This window comes from Candidatus Eisenbacteria bacterium, from assembly GCA_016235265.1.
Taxonomy (GTDB): Bacteria; Eisenbacteria; RBG-16-71-46; order RBG-16-71-46; family JACRLI01; genus JACRLI01.
This window is the reverse complement of the sequence record JACRLI010000023.1, coordinates 100358-127338: the sequence shown is the minus strand read 5'-3', so window position 1 is coordinate 127338 and position 26981 is coordinate 100358. Positions and strand designations below refer to the sequence as shown.

Genomic DNA, 26981 nt, shown 5'->3' with positions numbered 1-26981 from the left:
GACCGGCGGCTATTCCACCGGCAGGCTGTCCAGGTCACCGGCCACGATGACACTCACCTTCGCCGGGTCGAAGTGCCTCCGGATGGCCTCGTTCACCTGCGCCAGCGTCACCGCCTGGATCTCCCCGGGATAGCGGTCGAGGTAGCCGGGCCCGAACCCGAACTTCTCCGCGTAGGCCAGCTGTTGCGCCACTCCGGTGTTGGTGGCCAGGCGCACCTTGAAGTTGCCCGCATAGAAGCTCTTCTGGGCGTCCAGCTCGGCCTGGGTGACGCCGTCGCGGCAGAACTTCGCCAGCTCGTCCCTGGCCGAGGCCATCGCCTTGTCCAGGTTCTGTGGCGCCACGGCGATGTCCAGGCCCCACGTGCCCTCCAGCAGGTCGGCGCCGAAGAAGCGGGAGTACAGGTTGTAGGTGAGCCCCTCGGTGTCGCGGATGCGCCTCCCGGTGCGCGAGGTGAGCGCGTCCAGGCCGAACACCGCGTTGGCGAGGATGCAGGGGTAGTAGTCGGGGTCCAGGCGCCGCACTCCCCCGTACATCCCGAGCAGCAGGTCCATGTTGGCCTTGCCGCGCATGGTGACCGCCCGGCGCTGGGGCGGGCCCGGCTGGGCGCGCGGCAGGTCGAGCACGGGCGGCTCACCCTCCACCAGGCCCGCAAACTTCTCCTCCACCAGCTTCACCACCGCCGCTGCGTCCACGTCGCCCACCACGGTAAGCACCAGGCTCCCGCCGCGATACCGCGAGGTGTAGAAGTCGCGCACGTCGGCCGCGGTGAGCTTCTCCACCGAGGACGCACGGTCCAGCACGCCCGTGGGCCGCAGCGGATGGCCGTCGGGGAAGACCACCTGGAACAGGGTCTCCTGCGCGCGCGCGCCGGTGTTCTCCGCCTGGCTCAGGAGCTGTCCGCGGCGCTGCAGCTTCAGCTTCCGCAGCTCCTCCTCGGGGAACGAGGGGTGCAGCAGCTGGTCGGCGAGCAGGTCCAGCAGGACGGGCAGGTCGCGGGACATGCCGTAGGCGTCGAAGTTGAGGTCGTACACGCCGGCGGTGAACCCCATCGAGGCGCCCAGGCTCTCGAGCTGGCCCGCCAGGTCGAGCTTGGAGCGGGTGGCTGTGCCGCGAGAGAGCATCCCGGCGGTGACGGCCGCCAGCTCGGGCTTGTCCGCCGGCGCCAGGATGGAGCCGGCCCGCAGCAGCCCGGAGATGGCCACCGTGGGCGCCCCCGGGTTCGGCAGCACGTCCAGCACCAGCCTGCGCGGCCACGCCCGGCGCACCGTGCGCCCGGCGAAGCCCGGGGGCGTGGAAACGGTGCCCCCCACCGAGCTGCCCACCGACACCTCCGGCAGCATCAGCATGCCCCACGGACCGGGAGAGCCACCCTCCGCGGCGCCTGACTGCGCGGGCTCCTGCGGCCTGGCGCCGGGGGTGCCGCCCTCCAGCGCACCGGTCTTCAAGGGCTCGCCCTGCTTCGGCACGAACCAGCCCGCGGTCAGGTGACCGGGAACCAGGTACTTGCGCGCCACGCGCTGCACGTCGGCCGGGGTGACCTTGCGGACCACGTCCAGGTAGTCCACGAACCACTGCCAGTTGGCGGAGGCAACCGCCTCCCCCAGGCCGGCGGCCATGCCGTAGACGCCGTCCCGGCTGGAGGCCAGCCCCACCTCGATGCCGCGCACCGCCCGGTCCACCTCGGCTTGGGAGACCCCGGATACCCGCACCGAGTCCAGCGCCGCGAGGATCGCGGCCTCGGTCTTCGCGTGGCCGGCTCCCGGGGCCAGCTCGGCGTAGGGCATGACCAGGTAGGGATCGCGCAGGGCGTAGTTGCGGCAGTCCACCTCGTTGGCCAGCCCGGTCTCCACCAGGGCCTGGTAGAGCCGCGCGTTGCGCCCGCTGCCCAGGATGGTGGCAAGGACATCCAGGGCGTGCCAGTCGGCGTCCAGGGTGCCGGGCCGCGGATAGGCCAGGATCACGTAGCCCACGTTGCCCGGCCGGGACACCGTGACGCGGCGCTCCCCCTCCTGCTCGGGCTCCACCGTGATCACCTTCGGGATGGGCGCGGGCGCCTTGGGCATCTTCCCGAAGTACCGGTCGAACATGGCCAGCGCGGCGTCGGGCTCGAAGTCCCCCACCAGGATGGCGGAGGAGTTGTCGGGCCAGAAGTAGTTCCGGTAATGGGCGCGGAGCTGCTCGGTGGACACGCCCTCGATGTCCGAGCGGTACCCGATGGTGTCCCAGTGGTACGGGTGCGCCACGATGGCCGCGCCTACCACCGCCTTGGACAGCGCCTCGCCCGGGCTGTTCTCGCCGATTTCGTACTCATTGCGCACCACGGACATCTCGGGCTGGCGCTCGGAGTCCAGGATCTTCGCCGTCTGCATCCGGTCGGCCTCGACCTGCATGGCCAGTTCCAGCCGGTCGGAGGGCACCGTGGAGTAACCGTTCATGCGGTCGTTCCAGGTGGTCATGTTGGTGCTGGAGAAGTCCACCCCCACCTCGCGCAGGGCCACCTGGATGGTCTTGTGCCCGCCGGCCTTCCAGAAGTGCTCGGTGCTCTTGTTGAACAGCATGTGCTCGAGCAGGTGCGCGCTGCCGGTGCAGCCGGGGAACTCGTTTCGCGACCCCACGTGGTAGACCACCATGAAGGTGGCCACCGGTGCATTGTGCCGGGGAACGAGCAGGATGGGCATGCCGTTGGAACGCAGCCGGTACTCGGTGACCGGCCCCTTCCGGGCGACCCGCTCCACGTTCGCGGGCAGGGCCGCGCGGGCCGGGGCGGGGATGGAAAGCGGCGCCGCGAGGAGCGCCAGGAACGCGATCGGGAGCAACCTGCGCATGAAAGCCTCCTGGGAGAGCATCAGCGGGAAGCAGGCCGGGATGACCGGGCCGCCGCAGGGGCGGACGGCCCCCCCGGACAGGCCTCCAAGACGTCGGGAGCGGGTCCTCGGGGACGGCAGGGAACCCCCGCATCATACCCCCGCACGGGAAATTCTTGAATCCGGGACCACATTTTCTTGAATCCCGCCCCGGCGCGCGGTAGAGTGCGCGCGGGAGCTTCACTTGCATCTTGGGTCGCAGCGTTTCCCTGCCCCGGGACGGGGCGCGGAGGGATCCATGGAAGGAAGCGGGACGGGCGCGGTCACGCCCGCGGGGACTCGCAGGTTCGGCTGGCCGACACTGGCCGAGTTCGTGTGGTTCGCGTACCTGGCATGGGCGCTGCCCAGCTTCTTCGCGAAGTACGGCCCGTCCATGCAGCGCTGGTTCACCGGCCACCTGCACTAGCCCGGCGCGGGCACCCCGGATCTGACCCGGAAATCCGACATCCGGTTCGCAACAGCAAGGCCCGCCGTCCAGCGACGGCGGGCCTTGCTGTTGCGGGATCGGGTCGCCCCCGGCCCGGTTGCCAGGATGTCCCCCCGGCTAGTGGGTGTCGCTCCCCGGGCCGTAGGGGTCCACGGCCGGCAGCGGCGGGAACACCGAGACGAACCACAGGTAACACAGCGAGAACAGCCCCAGCACCCCGCCCGCCACGAGCACCTCCACGAAGCCCAGCGTGACGTGCTCCGGGGAGGCCTCGGGCGCCGGCGCGATGAACACCAGGCGCTCCAGCCACAGGCCCGTCAGCATCAGGCAGGCGAAGAACGACAGGCTCTTCGGGTTGGACTTGGCGGCCTTGGTCATCATGGACACGAACGGCACCAGCCACACGCACACCACCGAGGCGATCGAAACCGGCAGCCACGGCGACTCCGCACCCAGGCGGGCCTGCATCCAGCCGGTCTCCTCGGGCAGCTTGGCGTACCAGATGGTCAGGTACTCGGCCCAGTGCATGCTCATCCAGAAGGTGCAGAACGCGAACACCAGCAGCCCCACGGAGTGCATGGTCCGGGGAGTGATGGTCTCCTCCAGCTTCCACTTGAAGCGGACCACCGAGGTGATCACCGCGGTGACGCAGATCGCGCCCAGGAACGTGCCGATGAACCCGATGCCCGGGAAGAGCGTGCTCACCCACTCGGGCTCCATGGACATCACCAGGTCCACGGAGAGCAGCGTCATGGAGATGGCGTAGAAGATCACCACCATCGGCGAGAGGCGCATCAGGGTGAGGCGGTTGCGCTCCACCTCGACGTCCGATCCGCCGAACCCGCGCGCCCAGCCGCGGTAGAGGCCGCGGAGCTTCCCGGGGACCTTGGACTGCAGCACCGCCATGTCGGGCCTCAGCGCCAGGCGCATGAAGGCCAGGTTGAACAGGGTCACGGCCAGCATCACCAGGCCCTGGCGCAGCTGCACGCTTTCGAGATTCAGCCAGTGCGGCGCGGGCTTGTACTCCTCGTGGATCCAGGGGTACACGTGGCGCGCGCCGAGGAACAGGAAGGCCAGGAACAGCAGGTAGCCCGCCGGCTGGAAGGCGCCCAGGCCCTCCATGATGCGCACCACCGGGGCGGCGAAGCGCCCGTTGGACAGGCGCGTGACCGCCGACCACACCACGCCCGCGATCGAGATGCCGTAGAAGAACATCACCGCCACGAAGTAGGCCCGCCATGCGCGCGCCGGGTCGCGCGTGAGCTCGAAGGCGAACATGGCCGCGCCGGCCGCCACCATCAGCAGCAGGATCGCGGACAGCCCGCGCGGGGTGTCCTTGGGAAGCGTCAGCGGGAGGCCCGCGGCCTTGTGGTGGCTCATTTTCCCTGCAGCTTTCTCACGTAGTTCACCACGTCCCAGGCGTCCCGGGCCTTCACCCCGTAGCCGTAGGCGGGCATCAGCACGCCCCCGTGGCGGATGTACACATACATGAACCCGTCGGTGCGCCCCTGCGACAGCGGCAGGGTCAGGTTGGCCACCCCGGGGAACCGGGCCGCCACCGGCCCGTTGCCCAGCCCCGCGGGCCCGTGGCACACCACGCAGTAGCGCTCGAACTCCGCCTTCCCGGCCGCCTCGGACTGCGCCGTGCGCGGCACGGGGTTCACCAGCTTGTCCGCGGCCTCACGGCGGAGCCCCGGATCCACCTTGCCGGTGCGCGGCACGGTGGAGTCGGCCGGGGTCAGGATGACCCGCTGCGGGCGCAGGCCCGGGCTGCGCAGCATGTCCCCGCTCCAGGGGAACGCGCCGGCGGGCCCGGCGGCGGCGAGCGCCGCGCACGCGGCCAGGATCGCGAGCCTAGCCTTCAAGCTTGACCTCCTCCGCGCCGTGGGACTTCAGGGCCTGCGCGGCGGCGTCCCACTTCTCGCGCGGCAGCGCGATCCAGATCCCGATGCGGTCGTTGGAGAAGCGCGGGTCGTAGCCCAGGCGAAGCCGCGTGTGCGGAAGCTTCGAGAGGAGGATGAAACCCACCAGCGTGAAGATGGCCGACAACAGCACCGTCAGCTCGAACATGATGATCACGTAGGCCTGCCACGCCCACACGTACTTTCCGCCCACCACCAGCGGCCAGTCGGCCGCGGTGCCGAAGGTGAGCAGCACGGCGCAGGTGAAGCCGGTGAACGAGCCGCACATGGTGATGTACTTCAGCGGGCTGCGCTCCGGCTCCAGCGCCTCCTCCAGCTCGTGGTGCGGCGCCGGGGCCATCACCTCCAGCTTCGGGTAGCCGGAGCCCTTCAGCGCGCGGATGGCGGCGGCGGCCACGCCCATGTCGTTGAACACGCCCAGCACGCCCTGCGGCTTCATTTCCCGGACCCCCGCTTCGCGTTCAGCGGCAGGACTTCCTTGGTCTCGGCCACGGCCATGATCGGCAGGAGCCTCGAGAACAGCAGGAACCACATGAAGAACCAGCCGAAGCTGCCCACCAGGATCCCGATCTCGATGATGTAGGGCCGGTAGCGGTCCAGCGTGACCGACGGGTCGAACGACTGCGTCAGCGTCTGGGCCACGATCACGAACCGCTCCATCCACATGCCCAGGTTCACGAACAGCGAGATCACGAACAGCGCGGTCAGGTTGCGCCGCACGCCCTTGAAGAAGAGCAGCAGCGGGATGACGGCGTTGCAGGTGATCATGATCCAGAACTCGACCGCCATGGGCCCGAAGGCGCGGTTGAGGAACACCTGCTGCTCGATCACGTTGCCGTGGTACCACACTAGGAAGAACTCGAGCGCGTAGGAGTACGCCACGATGAGCGAGGTGAACAGGCACAGCTTCGCCATCTTGTCGAAGTGGTCGAGCGTGACCCAGCGCTCCAGGCGGAAGATCCGGCGCAGCGGCACCATGATGGTGATCACCAGCCCCACGCCCGAGAAGATGGCTCCCGCCACGAAGTACGGGGCGAAGATGGTGCTGTGCCAGCCGGGGTTGACGGACATCGCGAAGTCCCACGACACCACCGAGTGCACCGAGATCACCAGCGGGGTGGCGAAGGCCGCCAGGTACACGTAGGCGGCGTTGAAGTGCTTCCACTCCCGCGAGGTGCCGCGCCAGCCCAGCGACAGGATGGTGTAGAGGAACTTGCGCAGCGGGCGGGTCTCGCGGTCCCGGGCCGCGGCGATGTCCGGGATCAGGCCGGTGTACAGGAAGATGGAGCTGACGGTGAAGTAGGTGCTCACCGCGAACACGTCCCACACCAGCGGAGAGCGGAAGTTCACCCACAGTTCCCGCTGGTTGGGGTACGGCACGGCGAAGTAGATCATCCAGGAGCGCCCCACGTGGATGATCGGGAACAGCCCGGCGGTCATCACCGCGAGCACGGTCATGGCCTCGGCCATCCGGTAGATCGCCCTCCGGAAGTGCGCCCGGAACAGGAACAGGATCGCCGAAATCAGCGTGCCGGAGTGCGCGATGCCCACCCAGAACACGAAGTTGACGATGTAGGTGCCCCACATCGCCGGGTGCGTGGCCCCGTACACGTAGAAACCGTGCACCAGCTGGTAGTTCCAGGACCACGCGCCCCAGATCACCAGCAGGATGCAGAAGCCCAGCGCCAGGTAGTACTCACGGCTGGGGGTGCGAAGCGCCACCAGCAGCTCTTCGTTGACTTCCTGGTAGGTGGGACGCTCCACCGACGCCGTCGCCCGGCTCATGTCAGGCCTTCGCCGCGTCACGCCGGACGCGCTTGAGGTAGTTGACGTTGGGCTGCATGTTCAGCATTTCGAGGACCTTGTATCCGCGCGGGTTCGTCGCCAGCCGGGCCACGCGGCTGTTCGGGTCGTCCAGGTTGCCGAATACGATCGCCTGCGACGGGCAGGTGCCCGCGCACGCGGGGGTCACGTCGCCGTCGCGGATGTCGCGCCCCTCGTCCTTGGCGGTGTCGCGAGCGGCGGTGATCCGCTGGATGCAGAAGCTGCACTTCTCCATCACGCCCTTGCTGCGCACCGTGACCTCGGGGTTGTACTGCCAGTTCAGCGGCTCGGGGTGCTCGGCCGGCACGTAGTTGAACCGGCGCACCCGGTACGGGCAGTTGTTGGAGCAGTACCGCGTGCCGATGCAGCGGTTGTAGATCTGGGCGTTGATGCCCTCGGGATTGTGATAGGTGGCGTACACGGGGCAGACCGTCTCGCAGCCGGCGTTGTCGCACTGCTGGCAGGTCATGGGCAGGTGGCGCACCTCGAGCGAGCCGTCGGGGCGCCGCTCGTAGAACTTCTCGATCCGGATCCAGGACATCACGCGGTGCTTGTGGGCCTCGTCCCTGCCCACCACCATGATGTTGTTCTCCGCGTAGCAGGCGGTGACGCACGCGCTGCAGCCGGTGCAGCGGTCCAGGTCGATGGCCATGCCCCAGCGGTGCCCGGAGTTGAGGGGGTTCGCGGACAGCGGCCGCTTGGCGTACTCCTTCTTGTATCTCGGCACGTACGGCGTCTCCAGCGCGGCGTCCCCGAAGGGCACCGGCGGCTTCGCCGTGGCCAGCGCCGCCGCCGGGATCAGCTGCGCGATGCCGCGGTCCAGCTGGTCGGTCCCGTAGGAAACGCTGGTCAGCTTCTCATGACGGCCGGTCTTCACCAGCTTCACCCGCGCCTGCAGATAGGCCGGCGCCCCCGAGGCCTCGTCCAGCACCGGTCGCAGCGCGGCGAACGGGTTCATCCCGTGGCCCTTGGCGTAGCGGCCGAGGCTGGTGTGGCCCTGGCCCAGCGGCAGGGCCACGGCGTCGTCGCGCAGCCCCTCGTAGACGAGGACCGGCGCCTCGAGGCGCTGCTCCAGTCCTTCCACCGCCACCACGTCGCCCTGCTCCACGCCCAACGCCTTCGCGGTGGCCGGAGACACCTCCAGCCACGAGTTCCACACCACCTTCGAGACCGGGTCGGGCAGCTCCTGCAGCCACGGCTTGGAGGCATCGCGGCCGTCGTAGAAGAGCGCCGAGGGGAACACCAGCAGCGCCGGGTCGCCCTCCGCGCCGGAGAGTCGCGGCAGCGCGAACCTGAAGGCCCCCGCGCCCGGCAGCACGCGCGCCGCGGAGGCCGCTGGCGGGCTGAAGAGGCCGCCCGCCTGCACCGTGCGGGTCCAGAATGTGTCGAAGTCCACGCCGCCGCCGTGCGCGGCGTGCAGCGGCTTCCAGGCGTCCTGCAGGTAGCCAAGGAAGTCGGCCTGCTTGAGCGCCATGCCGACCTGCCTGCCGGTGGCGAAGAAGATCTCCCCCAGCGAGCGGGTCCCGAACACCGGGCGCATCGCGGGCTGCAGCAGGTTGCGCACGCCCGTCACCGGCTCCGCGTCATCCCACGACTCGAGCGCGTGACTGGCGGGGAGCACCAGGTCGAACAGCTCGGCGGTCTCGTCCATCTGGCGGGCCAGGCTCACCTTGAAGCCCACCTTCTTGAGCGCCGCGGCAAAACCCAGCGAGGCGGGCAGCGTGAACGCCGGGTTGGCGCCGTGCATCACCAGCACGTCCACACCCCCCGCGTTCATGCGGTCCACCAGCGCCTTCATCTCGCGCAGCGACGCCAGGCCCTCGAGCCGCTGCGCGGCGTCCAGGTTCACCGTGGCGCCCACGTTGCCGCAGGCCGCGTTGAGCAGGTGCACCGCCAGGCACAGCCCGGTGGCGTTGTCGCCCTGCGAGGCCACGCCCCCGGCGACCGCAAGGCCCGGGCGGGCCGCCGCGAACTCGCGGGCCAGCCGGCGCAGCGCCTCGGCGGGCACCCCGGAGTGCTTCTCCACCGTGGCCGGGTCCCACGCGGCCGCCGCGGCCGCTGCGGAGCGCTCCCCCAGCCCCTCGGCGGTGATCACGTGCAGCAGGCCCAGGGCCACCGCGATCTCGGAGCCCGGCTGGATCGAAACCACCTGGTCGGCGTTGGCGGCGGTGAGGTCCTGGCGCGAGGTGAAGGCCACGAAGCGCGCGCCGTCGGCGCGGCCGTCGCGCCCGTCGGCCATGCCGCGCGCCGCGCCCACCGGGTTCAGCCAGGTCTCGAGGAAATCCGCGCCCAGCGAGAACACCACGCGGGCCTTCGCGAAGTCGTGCGTGGGCACCACCGCCCGCCCGAACGCCAGCCGCGTGGCTTCGCGCAATGCCTCGTGACCGTATGCCTCGTGGCGCAGCCTCTGGTTGGAGCCCAGCGCCGCCAGCCACTCGCCGACCAGGCGGTCCACCGCGCCGGTCTCGTGGCCGGTCACCACCGCGGTCCTCGCCCCCGCGGCGCGCGCCTTCACCGCCAGCAGGCCCAGCGCCTGGTCCCAGGTCACGGGCTTCCAGGTGGCGCCGTCGCGCTGCATCGGGGTGCGCAGCCGGTCGGGGTGGTACAGCGACTGCAGGCCGGCCTGGCCGCGCGCGCACAGCGCGCCCCGGTTCACCGGGTGCTCCGCGTTGCCCTCCAGCTTGACGACGCGACCCTCGCGGGTGGTGGCCACCACCCCGCAGCCCGCCGGACACTCGCGGCACGCGCTGGAGTAATACGTGGGAATGCCGGGGATGATGTCCTCGGGCTGCGCGGAGAACGGGAGCACCGTCTCGGCGGGCCGCCGGGCACAGCCTGCCGCCACGGCCGCACCGCCGAGGCCCACCAGCTTCAGGAAATCGCGCCGCTTCAATCCGTCGGACATCTTCGAATCACCTGTGGCAGGTGTAACAGTCGATGCTGGCGGCGAACTTCGTGTTGTGGAGGTTCGCCTTGTGGCACTTCACGCACCAGCCCATCTTCAGCGATGAGTACTTGTAGACCCGCTCCATCGTCTCCACCGGCCCGTGACAGGCCTGGCATTCCAGCCCGGCCTTCACGTGCCGCTTGTGGTTGAAGAACGCGTGGTCCGGGAGACGGTAGACGCTGACCCAGGGGATCGGCTCGCCGCGCGTGAAGTAGTCGCGCACCGACTGGATCTGCTTGTCGAACTCGGGCGTGGAGCCGTTCACGAACTTGTGGCAGTTCATGCACACGGAGACGGCCGGAATGTTCGCCACCGGCGACTTGTCGGCGTAGGCGTGGCAGTACAGGCACGGGATCCGGTACTGGCCCGCGTGGATGTTGTGACGGAAGTCGATGGGCTGGACCGGGCCGGAGGACGGGATGCCGCGGGCGGCGGAAGGCACGGTCACGCCGGAGGAAGTAATGACCCCGCGCGCGGGGCCACACCCCTCGAGGGAGAGTGCCGCGGCCAGTAGGACAAGCGATCCGATCAGGAAACGGGCCGACGATCGATCCATGAGTCTCATTCCGCCACGGGGACCGGGGAGCCCCCCGCGGAAGTCAACGCAATCTCTACAACCGCCCAGGCGCACCCGCACCTGCCGGGTACCGCTGCCGAGCGTGGTGAGATTCCTTAGGTGAGCGGCCAGCTCGAGTCCAAACAACCGCGCCAACTTAACCGAAATGCCGGACTCACGCAAGCATGGACTTCCGGTCCCGCCCTGCCGATTAAGGACCCGATGGAAACGGGACTCAATCTGGCGCCGGGCGGCGCATCGCCGGCCGGGGCGGACAACGAAAGCGCTGTGAGCGGGTTGCGGCCGGATGGGCCCCCCGCTGCCCCACCCATGCCCGCGGCCATGCCGGCCCCCGAGGTGCGGGCGATTCGCGCGTGGCTCCCCGAGGCCGGCGGCGCGCTCCAGGAAGCGCCGGGGCTGATGCTCGCGCGGAGCGCCGCATACTCTCTGTACGAAGCCCTCGCGGCCCAGGCGGAGGCGGGCCAGTTGCGCACCCTGGCGGGGAGGATCCACGTGGGACCGGTCCGGGCGGGCGGGGTTTCCGCCGGGGCCGGCCGCGCGTGGATCTCGACCGTGCGTGCGGGACTGGAGAGACTCAGGCCGGCGGCTCCCGCAGCCGTGTGGTTCCGTCCTCAGGACGGCTGGGAGGTGGCCCGCGCGCTGGTATGGGCCCGCACCCGCGGCACGAGGGTCCGGGTCCAGGCCCCCGGCGCCGCGGTTGGCCCCACGGAGGCCCGGCCCGGGGCAGTTCAGAAGGACTGCCTGGTGCTGGATCTCTCCGGCCTCACCGCGCTCGGGGTCAGCGCCGCGCGACGGCGCGTGGTGCTGGGGGCGGGAGTGACCGCGGCGGCCGCGCGGGAGCGGCTGGCCGGCGCCGGCCTCGCGCTGCGCGCGGTGCCCGAGGACGAGTCGCACTCCGTGGCCGCCTGGTTCTCCGCTTCGGGAATCGGCCGCAACAGTTTCGCGCACGGACCGGGCCCGTCGGGAGTGCGCGCGGTGGACCTGGCGACTCCCGACGGCTACTTCCTGCGGCTTCATGACGACGGCGGGCTGGACCTCCTCGAGGATCTCCGCCGCGGCCCGAGGCACCTGGAGGTGGAGGCGGCGCTGGACTGGCTGGACCGCGCCGGGCTTCCGCCGCTGCGCCCCGCCGACCTGTGCGGTTCCGACTTCCGCGTCGGCGTGGTGGTCGCCCTGCACGTGGATGCGGGGGTGCCGCGCGAGCCGCTGGAGGCGCGGGCGCACTTCTTCGCGTTTCGCGAGCCCGTCGCGGCGCTGCGCTTCGCCCGCTGCCTGGCCGAGGAGGCGGAACGCTCCGGCCGGCTGCCGACCAATCTCGAGTACCTGTCCGCCGAGGGCGGCGTGTACGTGGACTTCGAGGACGCGTCCTCGGAGGAGCTCCTGCAGGCCCCGTCGCTCTCCGCGCACCGCGAGCGGGAATCCCCCGGGACTGCCCGGCGCATCCTGGACCGGCGCGCCTCCGGGCCGGCGTCCGGGGAAGGCGCCGTCGCGGGCCTCGGGTGCAACGCCGTGATGGAGTCGGAAGCCGCGGCGCAGTTTATGGGAGCGGCCGCATCCCTCGCGCGGCGCCTGCGTGCCGTGACGGGGTTCCGGGTCCTGTTCCTGCGCCGCGCGCGGGTGCGCGTGAGCCTGCAGGCAGGCTCCGGGGTCGTGCTGGCCCTGCTCGCGGCCCTCGCCGAAACCGAGTACGCAGCCGTGGCCGTGCCCCCGGGCGCGGCCCCGCCGGGACACGCCGCGGCGCGCCTGGCGTGGCGCGTGCTGCGTGCCGCGCGTGCCGCGATCTCCTGGGTGCGCAACCTGGCGCTCACTGCCCCCCTGCGCCGCCCGGCCGAGCCGACCCAGGGAAACTGAACCTGCGGGCCCGTCCCGCGGTGGAGGGAACCACCATGCTGGAATTCGACCTGCTGGTCATCGGGACCGGCCCCGCCGGGCAGCGCGCCGCGGTGCAGGCGTCCAAGCTGGGCCACAGCGTCGCCGTCGTGGAGCGGCGCGAGGCGGTGGGGGGCGTGTGCCTGAACACCGGGACGGTGCCCAGCAAGACGCTGCGCGAGGCCGTGCTGTACCTCACCGGCCACCAGCAGCGCGGCATGTACGGCGACTCCCACCGGGTGAAGCAGAACATCACCGCACAGGACCTGCACCGGCGCACCGACTGCGTGGTGCAGCGCGAGATGCAGGTAATCCGCTCCCAGATGCAGCGCAACGGCATCGCCGTGCTCACCGGCACGGCCACCTTTGTGGATCCGCACACGCTGGTGGTGCGCGGCGAGGGCGAGCCGCTGCGCGTGTCGGCGGAGCGGATTGTGATCGCCGTGGGGACGCGGCCGGCGGTGCCCGACAGCATCCCCACCGACGGCGAGGTGATCCTGGACACCGACCAGGTGCTCCGGCTGCGCGACATCCCCCGCACCCTCACGGTGGTGGGTGGCGGGGTGATCGGCACGGAGTACGCGTCCATGTTCGCGGTGCTGGGCACGCGCGTCACGCTGGTGGACAAGCGGCCGCGGCTGATGGAGTTCCTGGACAGCGAGATCGTGGACGACCTGGTGTTCCAGCTGCGCGACATGGGTGTGGTGTTCCGGCTGGGCGAGGATGTGAGCTCCATCGAGATGGACGGCGACGGCCGCGCCGTGGCGCGGCTGGGCAGCGGCAAGGTGATCACTTCGCAGGCGCTGCTGTACTCCGCCGGGCGGGCGGGCGCCACGGAGGACCTCAACCTGGACGCCGCCGGCCTGGAAGCGGACGGCCGCGGCCGCATCAAGGTGGACGGGCAGTTCCGAACCGCGGTGGCGCACATCTATGCCGCGGGCGACGTGATCGGCTTCCCCAGCCTGGCCTCCACCAGCGCCGAGCAGGGCCGCCTCGCGGCCTGCCACGCGCTGGGCATCGCGTCGGGCATGGTGCCGGTGCTGTTCCCCTACGGCATCTACTCCATCCCCGAGATCAGCTTCGTGGGGCGCAGCGAGGACGAGCTCACGCGGGACGGCGTGCCCTACGAGGTGGGCGTGGCCCGCTACCGCGAGATCGCCCGCGGCCAGATCCTGGGCGACGAGAACGGCTTGGTGAAGCTCCTGTTCCACCGCGAGTCGCGCGCGCTGCTGGGGGCCCACGCCATCGGCACCGGGGCCACCGAGCTGATTCACATCGCCCAGGCGGTGATGGCCTTCGGCGGGGGGCTCGAGTTCTTCCTGGCCAACGTGTTCAACTACCCCACCCTGGCGGAGTGCTACAAGGTCGCGGCGCTGGACTGCATGAACAAGCTGGGCGTCGCCCCGGGATCGGTCGCCCTGCCGCGGGCGGCCTGAAGCGGCGCGGGCGGACTCCTTCAAGGGCCGATCAGGCCGCGGTCCGGCCTGTCGCAACCAGGCCGGGGTCCGGGCGGCCCCGATCCGGGCTGTCCCCGGGACCGTCTTCTCTGCTATAATCCACTATGTTGCGCCGGTGGGGGATTCTCCGCGTGGGGATCCCCCGACTCACATCCCCCGTGAGCGGCGCGGCGGCCCCCGTTCCCCGACGACCACTTCGCGCTCCGCCAACCGGAAAGGGCCACCATGCGTCGTGCCGTACCCCTGACCATCCCGGCAGTCCTGGCCACGCTGGCCCTGCTGCACTTCTCCCCCGCGTCCGCGGCCCAGAAGCGGGTGCTCTTCGACAACACCCACGCGGAGACCGCCGGCAACGCGGACTGGATCATTGACACCGACCAGCCGCTCCCGGTGCCCGACCAGTCCACCGTGACCATGGCCACGCCGCGAACCACCTGGCTGGGTGCCATCTCCTCGTGGGGTATCGACCTGGCAAAGCGCGGCGTGTACGTGGCCACGCTCACCTCCGCGTACGGGATCACCTACGGCAACATCGGGAATCCCTATGACCTCTCGAAGTTCGACGCGTTCGTGATCCCCGAGCCGAATACCCCGTTCAGCGCGGCGGAATCCACGGCCATCTTCAATTTTGTGCGCGACGGCGGCGGGATCGTCGCGGTGGGGGACCACAACGCGTCCGACCGCAACAGCGACGGCTGGGACTCCCCCCGCATCTACAACGCACTGGACGCCCAGAAACTCTGGGGTGTGCACTGGAACGTCACCGGCGAGGGCAACAACAATTTCTCCCAGACCTCCACGAACGTCGCGAGCTCGGCCAGCGACTCGGTCCTCCACGGCCCCGTGGGCGACGTCACGGGGCTGGCGTTCCACGCCGGGGACTCCTTCGTGCTCTACCCGGGCATCAACGCCACGGTGCGCGGGGAGGTGTGGATGAACGGCGTGCCCCAGTCCAGCACCACCCAGGTGATGGCGGCCAGCGTGGTGTACGGCAACGGTCGCATCGTGTTCGTGGGCGACAGCAGCCCCGCCGACGACGGCTCGGCGCAGCCCGGCAACAGCAACATCTTCGACGGCTGGGGCGAAGCCGGCGCCACCGACAGCACCCTGTTCATGAACGCCACCTACTGGGTGATGCGCCGCGACGTGGCCGCCGCCGACACCACCCGCCCCGTCGCCACCGTGATCGCCCCCAACGGCGGCGAATCCTGGCCGCAGGGCAGCTCGCAGACGGTCCAGTGGTCGTCCACCGACAACGTCGCCGTGGACTCCGTGAACCTGGACTACTCCGTCCACGGTGCCGCCGGCCCGTGGCTGTCCCTGCAGCACGGCCTGTCCGCCAGCGGAACCACCGCCTGGACCATCCCCAACGGAGCCACCGACAGCGCCCTGGTCCGCGCCACCGCGTTCGACCACGCCCTGAACCAGGGCAATGACGTCAGCGACGCGATGTTCCACGTGACCGTCCCCGTGGTGGGAGCCGGCAACGCCACGGATGCACTGGCCCTCTACCGCCCCTCCCCCAATCCCGGCGCCGGACCGCAGCGCCTGCGCTACTCGATCCCCACACCGGGGCGGGTGTCGCTGGACGTGCTGGACGTGGCCGGCCGCACCGTGTGGCAGGTCGCCGCGGCCCAGCAGACCGCCGGGGAGCACAGCGTAGACTGGGACGGCAGGAATGCGTCGGGCGCCCACGCCCCCGCGGGCCTCTACTTCGTGCGCCTGAGCACTGAAGCAGGAATGCGCACCCAGCGCCTGGTGCGCCTGCGCTAAGGCGGATGTGGGTCAGGCATGAATGCCTGACCTGCGACGCATCGCGGCTTCGACGCACGTCACTGCAAGGCCCTCTTCCGGGGCGCGGGTGCACCTCTCAGGGTGCGTCTGCGACCGACGGAGCCAGGAGGCGGAGGAGAGAGCAGCCGCAGCGATGGCTCGACAGGATGTCGAGCCGAGCGGGCCCTGAGAGGTGCACCCGCGCCCCGGGAGAGGGCATGGGAAGACGTGTCGGCGCAGCGGGAAGTAACGGCGTGCAGAGGTGCCCGCCCACAACGCGAAGGGGCGGCCCGCAAGCCGCCCCTGTTCGTTTCCAGTCGCACTGTCCGCCCCGGCCTACCGCCGCATGCGTTCCCTGGCACTCAGCCCCTTCGGCCGCCTTCCGAACGGCGGCGGCGGCGGCGCCGGCTTCGGCTCCTCGATCGGAGTGCCGTCCGCCTGGAACTTCGCGATCGGCCGCCCGATGGCCTTCTCGATGGTCTTCAGGTCGTCGATCTCGAAAGGCGAGATGATGGTGGTGGCCTTGCCGCTGGCCTCGGCGCGCGCCGTGCGGCCCACGCGGTGCACGTAGTCGTCCGCGCACTGCGGGACGTCGAAGTTCACCACGTGCGCGATGTTGGCCACGTCAATGCCGCGCGCGGCAATGTCGGTGGCCACCAGGATGCGGTAGCGCCCGCTGCGGAAGCCGTCCAGGGCCGACTCGCGCTGCGCCTGGGTGCGCGAGGAGTGCAACCGCGCCGCGTGGTAGCCCATGGTGCGCAGGGTGCGGCCCAGCCGCTCGGCCCGGATCCGGGTTCGGGTGAACACCAGCACCGTCCCGTCCTCGTCGGCCAGGATCTGCAGCAGCACCTGCTGCTTCAGGAAGTTGTCGCACATCACCACGCGCTGGTCCGCGCGGTCCGCGGGCGCGGTGCGGAGCCCGATGCTGACCTTCACCGGGTTGTGCAGCTGGTCATACACCAGCCGCTCCAGGCCCTGCGGGATGGTGGCCGAAAACAGCATCGTCTGCCGCTCACGCGGACAGGAGGCGAAGATGCGCCGGATCTGCGGCATGAAGCCCATGTCCAGCATCCGGTCGGCCTCGTCGAGCACCAGCACCTTGAGCGTCTTGAGGCTCACCGCGTGGCGCTGCAGCAGGTCAATCAGCCGCCCGGGGGTGGCCACCAGCACGTCGGGGTGGCGGCGCATGGCCTCCAGCTGAGGCTCGATGCTCACGCCGCCATACACGGCGACGGTGACCAGCTTGCTCTCCCGGCCCAGCTCCTCGAAGGTGCTCTGGATCTGCACCGCCAGCTCGCGCGTGGGGGCGAGCACCAGCGCACGCAGTCCGCGGCCGCCTGCAAGCCGCCGCAGGATGGGGATGGCGAAGCAGCCGGTCTTGCCCGTGCCGGTCTGGGCCCCCGCGATCACGTCGCGGCCCTCGATCGCGGGCGGAATACTCTGCTCCTGGATGGTTGTGGGCTGGATCCAGCCGATGCGGTTGATGTCCTTCAACAGCGTGGCCGGAAGGTCAAAGATCTGGAACGCGGATTGGGCAAGATTTCGATGCATGGGAGGCCCTAACGGAGAGCGGGGCGCACGGGGCCCGCGGGTCGCTCCAGGACGCGCGGACGGCACTGCCTTCGCGCGGCCCGGGGCCCCGGACCTCCGGTCGCTCCCGGGAACAAAAAAGCCGCGAGCCCGGGTAGGCGGTTCGCGGATATGTGATTTCCGTTCATCATTTCACGCTTACTATAGGAGAGCCGGGCGGGCGCTGTCAACGAGGCCGCAGATAAGGCAGGTGCCGGCCCCCATGGCCCCAGGTTCTCCGTGGCGCGAGGGGATACGGCTGGCTACACTCCCGGCGACGCCCGGCTTCCGCCATGGCCCTCAACCTGTGGCCGGGCACCCACATCCATGACGAACCTCACCCGCTTCTGCCTGCTCCTCACGTTGCTGGCGGTGGCGTCCGCCTCCCTGGCGGCGCCCCGACGGCAGGGGCGCGCCCCGCGCCGGGCCCAGCGCCCGGACACCACCGCCACCGCCCGGGCGGCTGCCGATTCCGCCCGGCCGGCCCCCGTCGCGGAGCCGGTGGACAGCCTGGCCCTGGCGTGGGCCGACTCGATCCTCGCCGCGCACGGCGGCCCGGCGGCCTGGGACTCGCTTCTCGATCTCTGCTACACCGGCGCCACCACGCAGTACGGCAAGGGCGTGGCGGAACGCACCGTGGGCTCGCGGCGCTTCCTCAAGCTGGGACCCGGCGGGCCCATGTACCGGGTGGAGGCGCGCTCGGACTCGGGCACCTTGCTGGTGTTCGGCTGCACCCCGGTGTTCGCGTGGGCCTACGAGGACTTCGACATGCTCACCGACCCCGCCGCCTCGCGCCACGCGCGCCAGCAGCTCACGCTGGACCTGTTCCTGTTCGGGCTCCCCTGGCGGCTGCGCCAGCCGGGCGTCACGCTGCACGACGCCGGCGAGGCGGATCGCGCGGGCCATTCCGTGCACCTGCTGGACGTGGACGTGGCGGGCTCGCCGGACCTGTGGCGGATCGGCATGGACGCCGCCACCCACCTGGTCGTCGAAGCCGAGTGGTGGCACTACGAGCGGGGCGCGGTCCCTCCGCGGACGCGCATCGAGCTGTCCGAGTTCACCACCGTGGCGGGCATGCGCTGGGCGACCCGCAGACGGATCTTCGACGGGGCGGATGGAAAGCTGCTGCTGGACTGGCGGGCTTCGGAGTTCAGGGCCAACGCGGGGATCGAGGACCGGAAGTTCTCGGGGCGGTAGGCGGGACTACGCCTGCCCCACCGCCGCCCCCGGCAGCGCGGCGAAGTACTTCGCTCCCGGGTGGTGGAAGACCAGCGCCGACACCGACGCCTCCGGCTCCATCATGAATCCGTCGGTCAGCTTCACGCCGATCGTCTCCGGCTTCAGTGCCGCGAACAGCCCGGCCTGCTGCTCCAGGTCGGGGCAGGCGGGGTAGCCGAACGAGACGCGGATGCCGCGGTAGCGGGCCTTGAAGCGGTCGGTCATGGTGAGATCGGCCGGATCGGCGAAGCCCCACGCGGCGCGCAGCTGCTGGTGCAGCCACTCGGCGAACGCCTCGGCGGTCTCCAGCGCCAGTGCCTGCAGCGCGTGGCAGCGCAGGTAGTCCCCGGCGGCCTTGAGCGCCTCGGCGCGCGCACGCACGCCCGAGCCGGCGGTGGTCACGAACATCGCCACGAAGTCCTGCCGGCCCCCGGCGGGCTCCACCCAGTCGGCCACGCACAGCCGGTCGCGATCGGCCTGGCGCGGGAAGCGGAAGCGCGCCGCCGCGGGCCCGCCCGGGGTTTCCGAGAGCACCAGCTCCTCGCCCTCGGCTCGCGCCGCGTAGAAGCGGTACACCGCCCGCGGGTCCAGCACCGCGTCGCGCTCGCACTCCGCCACCAGCTGCTCCACCACCTTCACCAGCTTGAGCGCCTTCTCGTCGCGGTGCTCGATCAGGCGGATGACCATGCCGCGCAGGCCCAGGTGCTTGCCATAGAGCATCATCGGGTTCACGTAGGGCAGCAGGTCTCCGACGCTGCGGCGCACCTCGTGGCGCCTGAGGTCCGGCGGGGAAGGCACCTCGTCCGCGGGCGGCACGGAACGGCCGGCGAAGGGCTTCTCCTCGGGCACGGGCGCGGCCTCCACGGCGGCGCCGTAGGAGGCGCGGACGGCTTCGAGCTCGATTTCGAGTCCCGGCCGCTGCGCGGGGTCCATGATGCGGTTGGCCAGGTCCAGCCCCTGCATGGCGTCCTTGGCGTAGGCGGTCAGCTCGCCGTACTCCGGCTGGATGCGCGTGTCGGTGAACTTGCGCGTGAGTGCCGCGCCCCCCACCAGCAAGGGCGCGCGCACACCGGCCTCGCGCAGATCGGCCGCGGTCACCACCATCTGCTGGGCGCTCTTCACCAACAGGCCCGAGAGGCCCACGATGTCCGGCCGGTGCTCGCGGGCGCCCTCGATGAGCCGGGCGGGCTCCACCTTGATTCCCAGATTGACCACCTTGTAGCCGTTGTTCGAGAGGATGATGTCCACCAGGTTCTTGCCGATGTCGTGGACGTCGCCCTTCACCGTGGCCAGCATCACCGTGCCGCGGCTGCGCGTGTCCGCCTTCTCCATGTGCGGCTCGAGATGGGTCACGGCGGCCTTCATCACTTCCGCGCTCTGGAGCACCTCGGCCACGATCAGCTGGTTGGTGTTGAACAGCCGGCCCACCTCGTTCATGCCGTCCATGAGCGGGCCGTTGATGATGTCGAGCGGCGCGTAGCGGCCCATGGCCTCGTCCAGGTCCTCCTCCAGCCGCTCGCGGCTGCCGTCCACCACGTGGGCGGCGAGGCGGGTCTCCACGGGCCGCGCGCGGTCGGCGGTGGTGTCGCGCGGCTCGGCCTTGCGGCCCTTGAAATGCGCGGCGAAGGCCGCCACCGGGTCCTCGCCCCGGTCGAACAGGAGGTCCTCGCACAGCTTTCGCTCGTCCCCGGGAATCGCGGCGAAACGCACCAGCTTCTCCGAGTTCACGATGGCGAGATCCAGCCCGGCCACGGTGCAGTGGTACAGGAACACCGAGTTCAAGACCTCGCGGCCCGCCACCGGCAGCCCGAAGCTGACGTTGCTGATCCCCAGGATGGTGCGACTGCGCGGGAAGGCCTCGCGGATGCGCCGCACGCCCTCGATGGTCTGCGCGGCGGAGCCGCGGTAGGCGGGATCGCCCGTGCCGCAAGGGAACACCAGCGGGTCGAAGACCAGGTCTTCCGGGGCCATGCCGTACTTTTCGGTCAGCAACCCGTAGGCGCGGCGCGCCACGTCGATCTTGCGCCCGGCGCTGACCGCCATGCCCTGCTGCGGGTCGTCATCGATGCATCCCACGATGAGCGCCGCGCCGTACGTGCGCGCCAGCGGCACCACGCGCTCGAAGCGTTCCTCCCCGTCCTCCAGGTTCACCGAGTTGATCAGCGACTTGCCCTGGGTGAGCTTGAGCGCCGCCTCGATCACTTCCGCGTCTGTGGAGTCGATCATGATCGGCACGCGCACCTTGCGCACCAGCTTCGCGAGGAACGTTTCGAGATCCGTCCGCTCGTCGCGGTCGGGGTCGGCCAGGCACACGTCCACGATGTGCGCGCCGCCGCGCACCTGCGCGCGCCCGATCTCCGAGGCGCGCTCGAAGTCGCCGTCGGCGATCAGCTTCTTGAAGTTGCGGCTGCCGATGACGTTGGTGCGCTCGCCCACCAGCAGCGGGCGGCGCTCCTCCTCCAGTGTCTGGAAGTCCACCCCGGAGACTCGCGCGAACCGCTTCGGCCGCTCCGTGCGCGGCTGGTGACGGCCCACCGCCGCGGCGATGGCGCGCACGTACGCGGCGTCGGTGCCGCAGCAGCCCCCGGCCAGGTTCAGCCAGCCCTGCCCGGCGAACTTCGCCAGCACCTCGGCGATCATCTCCGGGGTCTCGTTGTAGCGGCCGTCCTCGTCGGGCAGCCCGGCGTTGGGCATGCACGCCACCGGGCACTCGGCGATGCCCGCCAGGGTGCGCAGGTGGTCGGTCATGAAGCGCGGCCCGGTGGAGCAGTTGAGCCCCACGTACAGCAGGTCGCGGTGCTCCACCGAGGCGTAGAAGGAGTCGATGCTCTGGCCGGCGAGCATGGTGCCCATGGGCTCGATGGTGCACGAGAGCGCCACCGGCACCGCGCGGCCCAGCTCCTCGAACGCCGCGTCTACCCCTAAGAGCGCCGCCTTGCCGTTGAGCGTGTCCTGGATGGTCTCCACCAGCAGGAAGTCCGCGCCGCCCTCCACCAGCCCCAGGGCCTGCACGCGGTAGGTGTCGAGCATTCCGTCGAAGGTGATGCCGCCGGTGACCGAGATGGCCTTGGTCGTGGGCCCCATGGAGCCGGCCACGAACCGCGGGCGTCCCGGCGTGGACACCTCGCCGCACGCCTGGCGCGCCAGCTGCGCCGCCCGGGCGTTGATCTCGCGCGCGCGCTCCGCCAGGCCGTACTCGGCGAGCACCAGCGGGGTGCCGCCGAAGGTGTTGGTCTCCACGATGTCTGCGCCCGCCTGCAGATACGCGCGGTGCATGCCCAGCACCGCGTCCGGACGGGTGAGCACCAGGTGCTCGTTGCAGCCCTCGTATTCCGGGCCGCCAAAGTCCGCCGCGGTGAGGTCCAGCCCCTGGATGTACGTGCCGGTGGCGCCGTCGAGCACCAGGATGCGATCGCGCATCGCGTGGCGCACGGGGTGGAACTCGAGGTCAATGCGCGAGGGGAGCTTCACGGTCGGGGCCTCGCAGGGCAGGCGCTCCTGCCTGTCAAAGACTTGATTCCGGTGATCCGGGGGACATCCCTGCCTGCCGAAGACTCGATTCCGGTGATCCGGCAGGCATGAATGCCTGTCCTACAGCCCTTCCAGTTGCTTCTTCCATGCGGCGGGACCGCTGTGGATGGCCCGCCCCAGCAGGCGCGCCCGCAACTCGCGCAGGCCCGGGAGGCGGCGCAGGGCCGCGCGGTACAGCCGTTCGCGGGCCTGCATCAGCTGCTCCTCGGGCAGGTACAGCGGCTCCTTCCGGAAGTTGAGCCCCAGCAGCGTGTGCGACACGGCGGCCGCGAGCCACGCCCCGGCGGCCGCGCGGTCGGCTCCCGCGGGCGACGGGGCCGTGCGGTACACGTAGGTGGCGTGGTCGCGCTCCGAGAGCACCTCCAGCGCCAGCCGGTCCTTCGCCGGGGATGCGCCGGGCAGGACCACCGCCGCATAGACCACCGGGTAAGGGGAATCCTCCCCGGGCTCGGAATCGCCGCCGCTCACCGGGGGTGAAGCGTCCCACGACGCCGAATCCGCGGCCTCCCCGTTGGATGCGTCGGCGGGCTCCTCCGAAGCGCCTTCCGCCACCGGTTCCGAGCCACCGTGGGGCATCAGCCCCAGGAACATGCCCGCGGGCCCTGCGGAGGCGGCCTCCAGCGCGTCGCGGTAGCCCGCGCGGCCCGCGCCCGCGGCCGCATCCCACAGCATGCGCCAGGCGTCCGGCGCCACCGCCTCGCAGCGCTCCCGCGACACCATGCGCCCCACGGTCAGTTCGTTGGCCAGCGCCACCCGCTGCGCCGCGCCCAGTTTCGGCGCCAGGTCCGAGAGACAGCGCGCCGTGTCGGCCAGGCTCGCGCGGCGCGCCTCCCGCAGCAGCGCCTGGAACTCGTCGGTGCGCTGCGCCAGCTTCGCGATCCTGAGCACCGCCCCGCGCGGCGCCGCCGGCCCCGCGAGCACCGGCACCGCCACCTCGTAGGCCGGCGCGTCGAAGGCCGCCTCGCCCAGCGAGCCGAACGGCAGCTGCGCGCAGGGGCCGGACTCCGCCAGGTAATTGAGCCCCAGGCGCGTGACCGAGAGCCGGGCCGGCGTGGCGGCGAAACCGCCCTCGCCCTCCAGGGCCACGCGCGCATCGAAGGTGTGCCGCGGGTCCGCCGGGCCGAAGCGCAGCGAGTCGGACACGCGCGCCAGGAACGCGCGGCGCAGCGTGTCCCACAGGTCGTCCAGCGAGCCGCCGTGGTCGAAGGCCACGGTGGTGCCGTCGAAGAGCTTCAGCCCCACGCGCAGCTCCGCGCGCTCCAGCGATTCGACCTCGCCGAAGTCCACGCGCAGCGGCCCGGCCGGGCCTTCGGCACAGTCCACGCCCCCGGCATCCACGCGCACCGCCCCGGCGGCGACGCCGGCGGCCCCGGCCGCGCCCACGCTCACGCGGGCGCGGAAATCGCGCGCCTTGGCCCCGGCCTCCGGCACCGCGGGCCTACAGCTTCTGTCCGCAGGACGGGCAGAACTTGGCGCCGGTCTCGTGCTCGGTGCCGCACTTCACGCACTTGTTGGAGGGCGCCATGGAGGTGCCGCATTCGGGGCAGAACTTCACCCCCTCGTTCACCTGCGTACCGCACTTGGGGCACTCCACCTTGGGCGAAATCACCGTGCCGCAGTTGGGACAGAACTTGGCTCCGCGGGTCTCGGAGCCGCACTTGGGGCACTCCATGCTGGCCACGCGGCTCACGTTGAGGTCTCGGGTGTAGTCCGTGGACTTCACCTTCTCCTGCATCTGTTCCACGGCGGCCCCGGCCTGGGCCGCGGCCATTTCCTGCTCCAGGTCCGGCGAGCAGTTCTTGCACTGGCCGTGCTTGGGATTCCAGCACACCTCGGGGCACACCCACTTGCCGCAGCGCTTGCACTGCTTGAAGACCTTGCGCCCCTCCTCCACCGCCTCCTTGAGCGCCGCGTCGTGCTGCGGCCCGCCGATGGCCTTCTGCACCTCGTAGGCGCTGTGGCCGGCGCTGCCGATGACCCCGCCGAAGATGCTGCCCGCGGCGCGCAGGAAGCCGCCGGCCATGCCCGTCATGGAAGGCTTGAAGGCCGACTTGTAGCCGTTGCCGCAGCGATCGCACTTGAAGTCGAACTGGAAGCCCATGTCGGTGGACAGGTCGTCGTAGTTCTCGGTGAACTGGATCAGGGTCATGGCGACTCCTCCCGTGGCGGACGATTCTGCCTGGTTCGGGTGGATTCTACCGCATCCGGGGCGTGACGCGAACCGCGTGCCTGTGGCATCATCACGGGCGGCAACCAGGCCTGATCGGCCCAACCCGGACCCGACACCCACAAGGGAGCGCATGGACACCTTCGACCTGCCCGTTCTGCCATCCACCCGGCCCACCTGCGACGGCTGCGTGGCGCACTGCTGCCGTTACGTGAGCGTGGAGATTGACCGGCCCGAGGCCAAGTGGCAGCACGACCAGATCCGCTGGATGCTGGTGCACGAGAACATTTCCGTGTACGTGAATCCCGACGGGGATTGGTTCGTGGAGTTCAAGACCCGCTGCGGGGAGCTGGGCGAGGACAACCTGTGCCGCAGCTACGAGCGCCGTCCCGACCTGTGCCGCCGGTACGAGCCCGATGCATGCCCGGTGTGGAGCACGGAGCCGGCACACCGGCACGAGTTCCACACCGCCGACGAGTACACCGCGTGGCTGGACTCGCGAAACATCGACTGGCGGTTCCGGGCGCACGAGCCGCAGGCCGCGGCCCCCGGGCGCCGTGCGACGGCGAGGGAGAGCGCCTAGGTCCTCCCGGCGCCGCGCCGACCCGGCCCGGGAGCGAGCCGGGGCCGTCTCCGCCGCCGTGGCGGCCGGCGGAATCCCGGGGATACCCCGTTACTTCCCCGCCTCCGTGCCCGCCTTCTCCGGCTGGAACGTGAGCACCGGCTCGGAGTCCGGCTCCTCCAGGTAGGTGTAGCCGGAGAGGCCCTCCTCGAAGCGCTTCATCAGCAGCGCCGACTCCTCGAAGCTGAGCCGCTTGGCGCGCAGGGCTTCCTCGCTGGCGCGCCGCAGGCGCTGCAGCAGGTCGCGGCGGTCGTACTGCACGTAGCCCAGGACCTCGGTCACCGTGTCGCCCTCCACCACGTGCTCCACCCGGTAGCCGTGGTTGTCCAGCGAGACGTGGATGGCGTTGGTGTCGCCGAAGAGGTTGTGCAGGTCGCCCAGGATCTCCTGGTAGGCGCCCACCATGAACATGGCGACGTAGTAGGGCTCCCCGTTCACCGGGTGCAGCTCCAGCACGTGCTTCACGTCGCGCAGGTCAATGAACTGGTCCACCTTGCCGTCGCTGTCGCAGGTCAGGTCGGCGATCACGCCGCGCCGGGTGGGCCGCTCGTTGAGCCGGTGGATGGGCATGGTGGGGAACAGCTGCTTCACCGCCCAGTGGTCGGGCGCGGACTGGAACACCGAGAAGTTGCCGTAGTAGGTGTCCGAGAGGCCCTTTTCCAGGCCGTCGAGATCCTCCGGCACGTACGGCAGGTCGCGCACGATCTTCAAGATTGTCTCGCAGCACGCCCAGAACAGCTCCTCCACGCGCGCGCGCCCTTCGAGGTCGAGGTAGCCCAGGTTGAACAGGCTGGTGGCCTCCTCCTTGAGCTGCAGCGCGTCGTGGTAGGCCTCCAGGAAGTTCTTGCGGCTGATGGAGCGCAGCGTCTCGTAGAGGCTGCGGATCACGGCGTGCTCGCCGGCCTTGGGCTGCGGCGGCTCCTGGCCCTGGATCACCTGGTTCACGTCCAGGATGTTGAACACCAGCAGCGAGTGGTGCGCCACCAGCGCGCGGCCGGATTCGCTGGTCAGATCGGGGTGGGGCACGCCGCGCTCGTTGCACGCGTCCATGACCGAGGCCACCACGTCGTTGGCGTACTCCTGCGTGGAGTAATTGGTGGATGACTGCCAGTTGGTCTGGGAACCGTCGTAGTCCACTCCCAGGCCGCCGCCCACGTCGAGATACTTCAGCCCCGCGCCGGAGAGCGCCAGCTCCACGTAGATGCGGCTGGCCTCGCGCATGGCGTCCTTGATGGCGCGGATCGCCGAGATCTGCGACCCGATGTGGAAGTGCACCAGCTCCACGCAGTCGAGCATCTGGTTCTCGCGCAGGCAGGCCAGCAGCCGGACGATCTCGGTGGCGGTGAGCCCGAACTTGGAGCGGTCGCCGGTGGATTCCACCCACTTGCCCGCCCCGCGCGTGGTGAGCTTGGCGCGCACCCCGATGCGCGGCCGGATCCCCAGCCGGCGCGAGACGCTCAGGACCAGGTCCAGCTCCCGGTAGCGGTCAATCACGATGATCGGGTGCAGGCCCAGCTTCTGCGCCAGCAGGGCGGTCTCGATATACTCCTCGTCCTTGTACCCGTTGAGGATCAACAGCGCGTCGGGGTTGTCCAGCAGCGCGATGGCCACCAGCAGCTCGGGCTTGGAACCGGCCTCGAGCCCCAGGTTGTAGGGCCGGCCGAAGCGCACCAGCTCCTCCACCACGTGGCTCTGCTGGTTGACCTTGATGGGGTACACGCCCCGGTAGCGGCCCTGGTAGCCGTACTCCTCCATGGCGCGGGAGAAGCAGCCGAACACCTCCTTGATCCGTCCGTGCAGGATGTCGGAGAACCGGATGAGCAGGGGCATGCCGAGCCCGCGCTTCTGGATGTCGCTCACCAGTTCGTAGAGGTCGATGCTGCCGCCCTCCGGGCCGGCGGGCGTGACCACCACGTGGCCCGCCTCGTTGATCCCGAAGTAGGAAGCGCCCCAGCCGCCCACGTTGTAGTTCTCGGCGCTGTCCTTGATGGTCCACGACCTCATCTCGGTGTTGCTCAACCGCGTTCTCCCCCGCGCGGGCGCGTTCGGCCCGGGCGCGATCAGGGTGACAGGACGATGTCCGCGGACGGCCCGCTCGGGCCGCCGGGTGGGAATGGCCGAAGAGTACCAAGCGGGGGGCGGAGGCACCAACGTAAATCGGGCGTCTGCGGGGTTTCGGGGGGGAAAATCCGGCGCGGCCGGGCCGTGGCCGG

General features: G+C 70.6%; 18 protein-coding genes. 6 read left to right on the top strand and 12 right to left on the bottom strand.

The features are described from left to right. Nucleotides 1–9: 9 nt before the first annotated feature. On the bottom strand, nt 10–2826 hold the full coding sequence (locus HZB25_12945; GenBank protein ID MBI5838138.1) for an insulinase family protein: 2817 nt from the start codon (nt 2824–2826) through the stop codon (nt 10–12). Between the two features lie 277 nt (nt 2827–3103). On the opposite strand from HZB25_12945, the gene HZB25_12940 reads away from it, so the two are divergent. Then, on the top strand, nt 3104–3271 hold the full coding sequence (locus HZB25_12940) for a hypothetical protein (GenBank protein MBI5838137.1): 168 nt from the start codon (nt 3104–3106) through the stop codon (nt 3269–3271). 138 nt (nt 3272–3409) lie between these two features. Here the strand turns inward: HZB25_12940 and HZB25_12935 are convergent, their stop codons facing one another. Genes HZB25_12935 through HZB25_12910 form a run of 6 tightly spaced genes read right to left on the bottom strand, consistent with a single transcriptional unit; the run spans nt 3410 to nt 10541 of the window. Next, nucleotides 3410–4672 carry a hypothetical protein gene (locus HZB25_12935; protein MBI5838136.1) on the bottom strand — a complete coding sequence of 421 codons (1263 nt, stop codon included), beginning with the start codon at nt 4670–4672 and terminating at the stop codon, nt 3410–3412. Further along, nucleotides 4669–5157, bottom strand: a complete 489-nt coding sequence (locus HZB25_12930; protein ID MBI5838135.1) for a cytochrome c — start codon at nt 5155–5157, stop codon at nt 4669–4671. The genes HZB25_12935 and HZB25_12930 overlap by 4 nt, the downstream gene beginning before the upstream one ends. Further along, nucleotides 5147–5653 carry a DUF3341 domain-containing protein gene (locus HZB25_12925; protein ID MBI5838134.1) on the bottom strand — a complete coding sequence of 169 codons (507 nt, stop codon included), beginning with the start codon at nt 5651–5653 and terminating at the stop codon, nt 5147–5149. Before HZB25_12925 ends, HZB25_12930 begins: the two co-directional genes overlap by 11 nt. Next, nucleotides 5650–6999, bottom strand: coding sequence for a polysulfide reductase NrfD (gene nrfD, locus HZB25_12920; protein ID MBI5838133.1), 1350 nt, complete (start codon nt 6997–6999; stop codon nt 5650–5652). The genes HZB25_12925 and nrfD overlap by 4 nt, the downstream gene beginning before the upstream one ends. A 1-nt stretch (nt 7000) precedes the next feature. Then, the gene (locus HZB25_12915) at nt 7001–9943 is read right to left on the bottom strand and encodes a molybdopterin-dependent oxidoreductase (GenBank protein MBI5838132.1); all 2943 of its coding nucleotides are present in this window, start codon (nt 9941–9943) and stop codon (nt 7001–7003) included. A gap of 7 nt (nt 9944–9950) precedes the next feature. Further along, nucleotides 9951–10541: a cytochrome c3 family protein gene (locus HZB25_12910; GenBank protein MBI5838131.1), complete on the bottom strand. Its 591-nt coding sequence runs from the start codon at nt 10539–10541 to the stop codon at nt 9951–9953. A 330-nt stretch (nt 10542–10871) separates the two neighbouring features. On the opposite strand from HZB25_12910, the gene HZB25_12905 reads away from it, so the two are divergent. The 3 genes from HZB25_12905 to HZB25_12895 all read left to right on the top strand — a co-directional run bounded on the left by HZB25_12905 (nt 10872) and on the right by HZB25_12895 (nt 15661). Beyond that, a complete protein-coding gene (locus tag HZB25_12905; GenBank protein MBI5838130.1) occupies nt 10872–12413 on the top strand; it encodes an FAD-binding protein in 1542 nt (513 codons plus the stop codon). Nucleotides 12414–12448: 35 nt separating this feature from the next. Then, entirely contained in the window at nt 12449–13867 is a 1419-nt protein-coding gene (gene sthA / locus HZB25_12900) for a Si-specific NAD(P)(+) transhydrogenase (protein ID MBI5838129.1), read from the top strand. A gap of 246 nt (nt 13868–14113) precedes the next feature. After that, nucleotides 14114–15661, top strand: coding sequence for a T9SS type A sorting domain-containing protein (locus HZB25_12895; protein MBI5838128.1), 1548 nt, complete (start codon nt 14114–14116; stop codon nt 15659–15661). 336 nt (nt 15662–15997) lie between these two features. On the opposite strand, the gene HZB25_12890 is transcribed toward HZB25_12895, so the two are convergent. After that, nucleotides 15998–17212, bottom strand: coding sequence for a DEAD/DEAH box helicase (locus HZB25_12890; protein MBI5838127.1), 1215 nt, complete (start codon nt 17210–17212; stop codon nt 15998–16000). 345 nt (nt 17213–17557) lie between these two features. On the opposite strand from HZB25_12890, the gene HZB25_12885 reads away from it, so the two are divergent. Next, nucleotides 17558–18427 (top strand): hypothetical protein, encoded by an 870-nt coding sequence (locus tag HZB25_12885; GenBank protein ID MBI5838126.1) that lies wholly within the window; start codon nt 17558–17560, stop codon nt 18425–18427. A gap of 6 nt (nt 18428–18433) precedes the next feature. On the opposite strand, the gene metH is transcribed toward HZB25_12885, so the two are convergent. The 3 genes from metH to HZB25_12870 all read right to left on the bottom strand — a co-directional run bounded on the left by metH (nt 18434) and on the right by HZB25_12870 (nt 24128). Next, nucleotides 18434–21868 (bottom strand): methionine synthase, encoded by a 3435-nt coding sequence (metH, locus tag HZB25_12880; protein ID MBI5838125.1) that lies wholly within the window; start codon nt 21866–21868, stop codon nt 18434–18436. Between the two features lie 171 nt (nt 21869–22039). Then, nucleotides 22040–23410: a hypothetical protein gene (locus HZB25_12875; GenBank protein ID MBI5838124.1), complete on the bottom strand. Its 1371-nt coding sequence runs from the start codon at nt 23408–23410 to the stop codon at nt 22040–22042. Nucleotides 23411–23417: 7 nt separating this feature from the next. Next, nucleotides 23418–24128, bottom strand: a complete 711-nt coding sequence (locus HZB25_12870) for a zinc ribbon domain-containing protein (protein MBI5838123.1) — start codon at nt 24126–24128, stop codon at nt 23418–23420. A 151-nt stretch (nt 24129–24279) separates the two neighbouring features. Between HZB25_12870 and HZB25_12865 the strand changes: the two genes are divergently transcribed. Then, the gene (locus HZB25_12865; protein MBI5838122.1) at nt 24280–24729 is read left to right on the top strand and encodes a YkgJ family cysteine cluster protein; all 450 of its coding nucleotides are present in this window, start codon (nt 24280–24282) and stop codon (nt 24727–24729) included. A gap of 90 nt (nt 24730–24819) precedes the next feature. On the opposite strand, the gene speA is transcribed toward HZB25_12865, so the two are convergent. Then, a complete protein-coding gene (speA, locus tag HZB25_12860; GenBank protein ID MBI5838121.1) occupies nt 24820–26772 on the bottom strand; it encodes a biosynthetic arginine decarboxylase in 1953 nt (650 codons plus the stop codon). Nucleotides 26773–26981: the final 209 nt, after the last annotated feature.

Coding starts and splice junctions, on each gene's coding strand:
- HZB25_12945 (MBI5838138.1), bottom strand. CDS start 2,826: ATGCGCAGGTTGCTCCCGATCGCGTTCCTGGCGCTCCTCGCGGCGCCG.
- HZB25_12940 (MBI5838137.1), top strand. CDS start 3,104: ATGGAAGGAAGCGGGACGGGCGCGGTCACGCCCGCGGGGACTCGCAGG.
- HZB25_12935 (MBI5838136.1), bottom strand. CDS start 4,672: ATGAGCCACCACAAGGCCGCGGGCCTCCCGCTGACGCTTCCCAAGGAC.
- HZB25_12925 (MBI5838134.1), bottom strand. CDS start 5,653: ATGAAGCCGCAGGGCGTGCTGGGCGTGTTCAACGACATGGGCGTGGCC.
- nrfD (MBI5838133.1), bottom strand. CDS start 6,999: ATGAGCCGGGCGACGGCGTCGGTGGAGCGTCCCACCTACCAGGAAGTC.
- HZB25_12915 (MBI5838132.1), bottom strand. CDS start 9,943: ATGTCCGACGGATTGAAGCGGCGCGATTTCCTGAAGCTGGTGGGCCTC.
- HZB25_12910 (MBI5838131.1), bottom strand. CDS start 10,541: ATGGATCGATCGTCGGCCCGTTTCCTGATCGGATCGCTTGTCCTACTG.
- HZB25_12905 (MBI5838130.1), top strand. CDS start 10,872: ATGCCCGCGGCCATGCCGGCCCCCGAGGTGCGGGCGATTCGCGCGTGG.
- sthA (MBI5838129.1), top strand. CDS start 12,449: ATGCTGGAATTCGACCTGCTGGTCATCGGGACCGGCCCCGCCGGGCAG.
- HZB25_12895 (MBI5838128.1), top strand. CDS start 14,114: ATGCGTCGTGCCGTACCCCTGACCATCCCGGCAGTCCTGGCCACGCTG.
- HZB25_12890 (MBI5838127.1), bottom strand. CDS start 17,212: ATGCATCGAAATCTTGCCCAATCCGCGTTCCAGATCTTTGACCTTCCG.
- HZB25_12885 (MBI5838126.1), top strand. CDS start 17,558: ATGACGAACCTCACCCGCTTCTGCCTGCTCCTCACGTTGCTGGCGGTG.
- metH (MBI5838125.1), bottom strand. CDS start 21,868: ATGCGCGATCGCATCCTGGTGCTCGACGGCGCCACCGGCACGTACATC.
- HZB25_12870 (MBI5838123.1), bottom strand. CDS start 24,128: ATGACCCTGATCCAGTTCACCGAGAACTACGACGACCTGTCCACCGAC.
- HZB25_12865 (MBI5838122.1), top strand. CDS start 24,280: ATGGACACCTTCGACCTGCCCGTTCTGCCATCCACCCGGCCCACCTGC.
- speA (MBI5838121.1), bottom strand. CDS start 26,772: ATGAGGTCGTGGACCATCAAGGACAGCGCCGAGAACTACAACGTGGGC.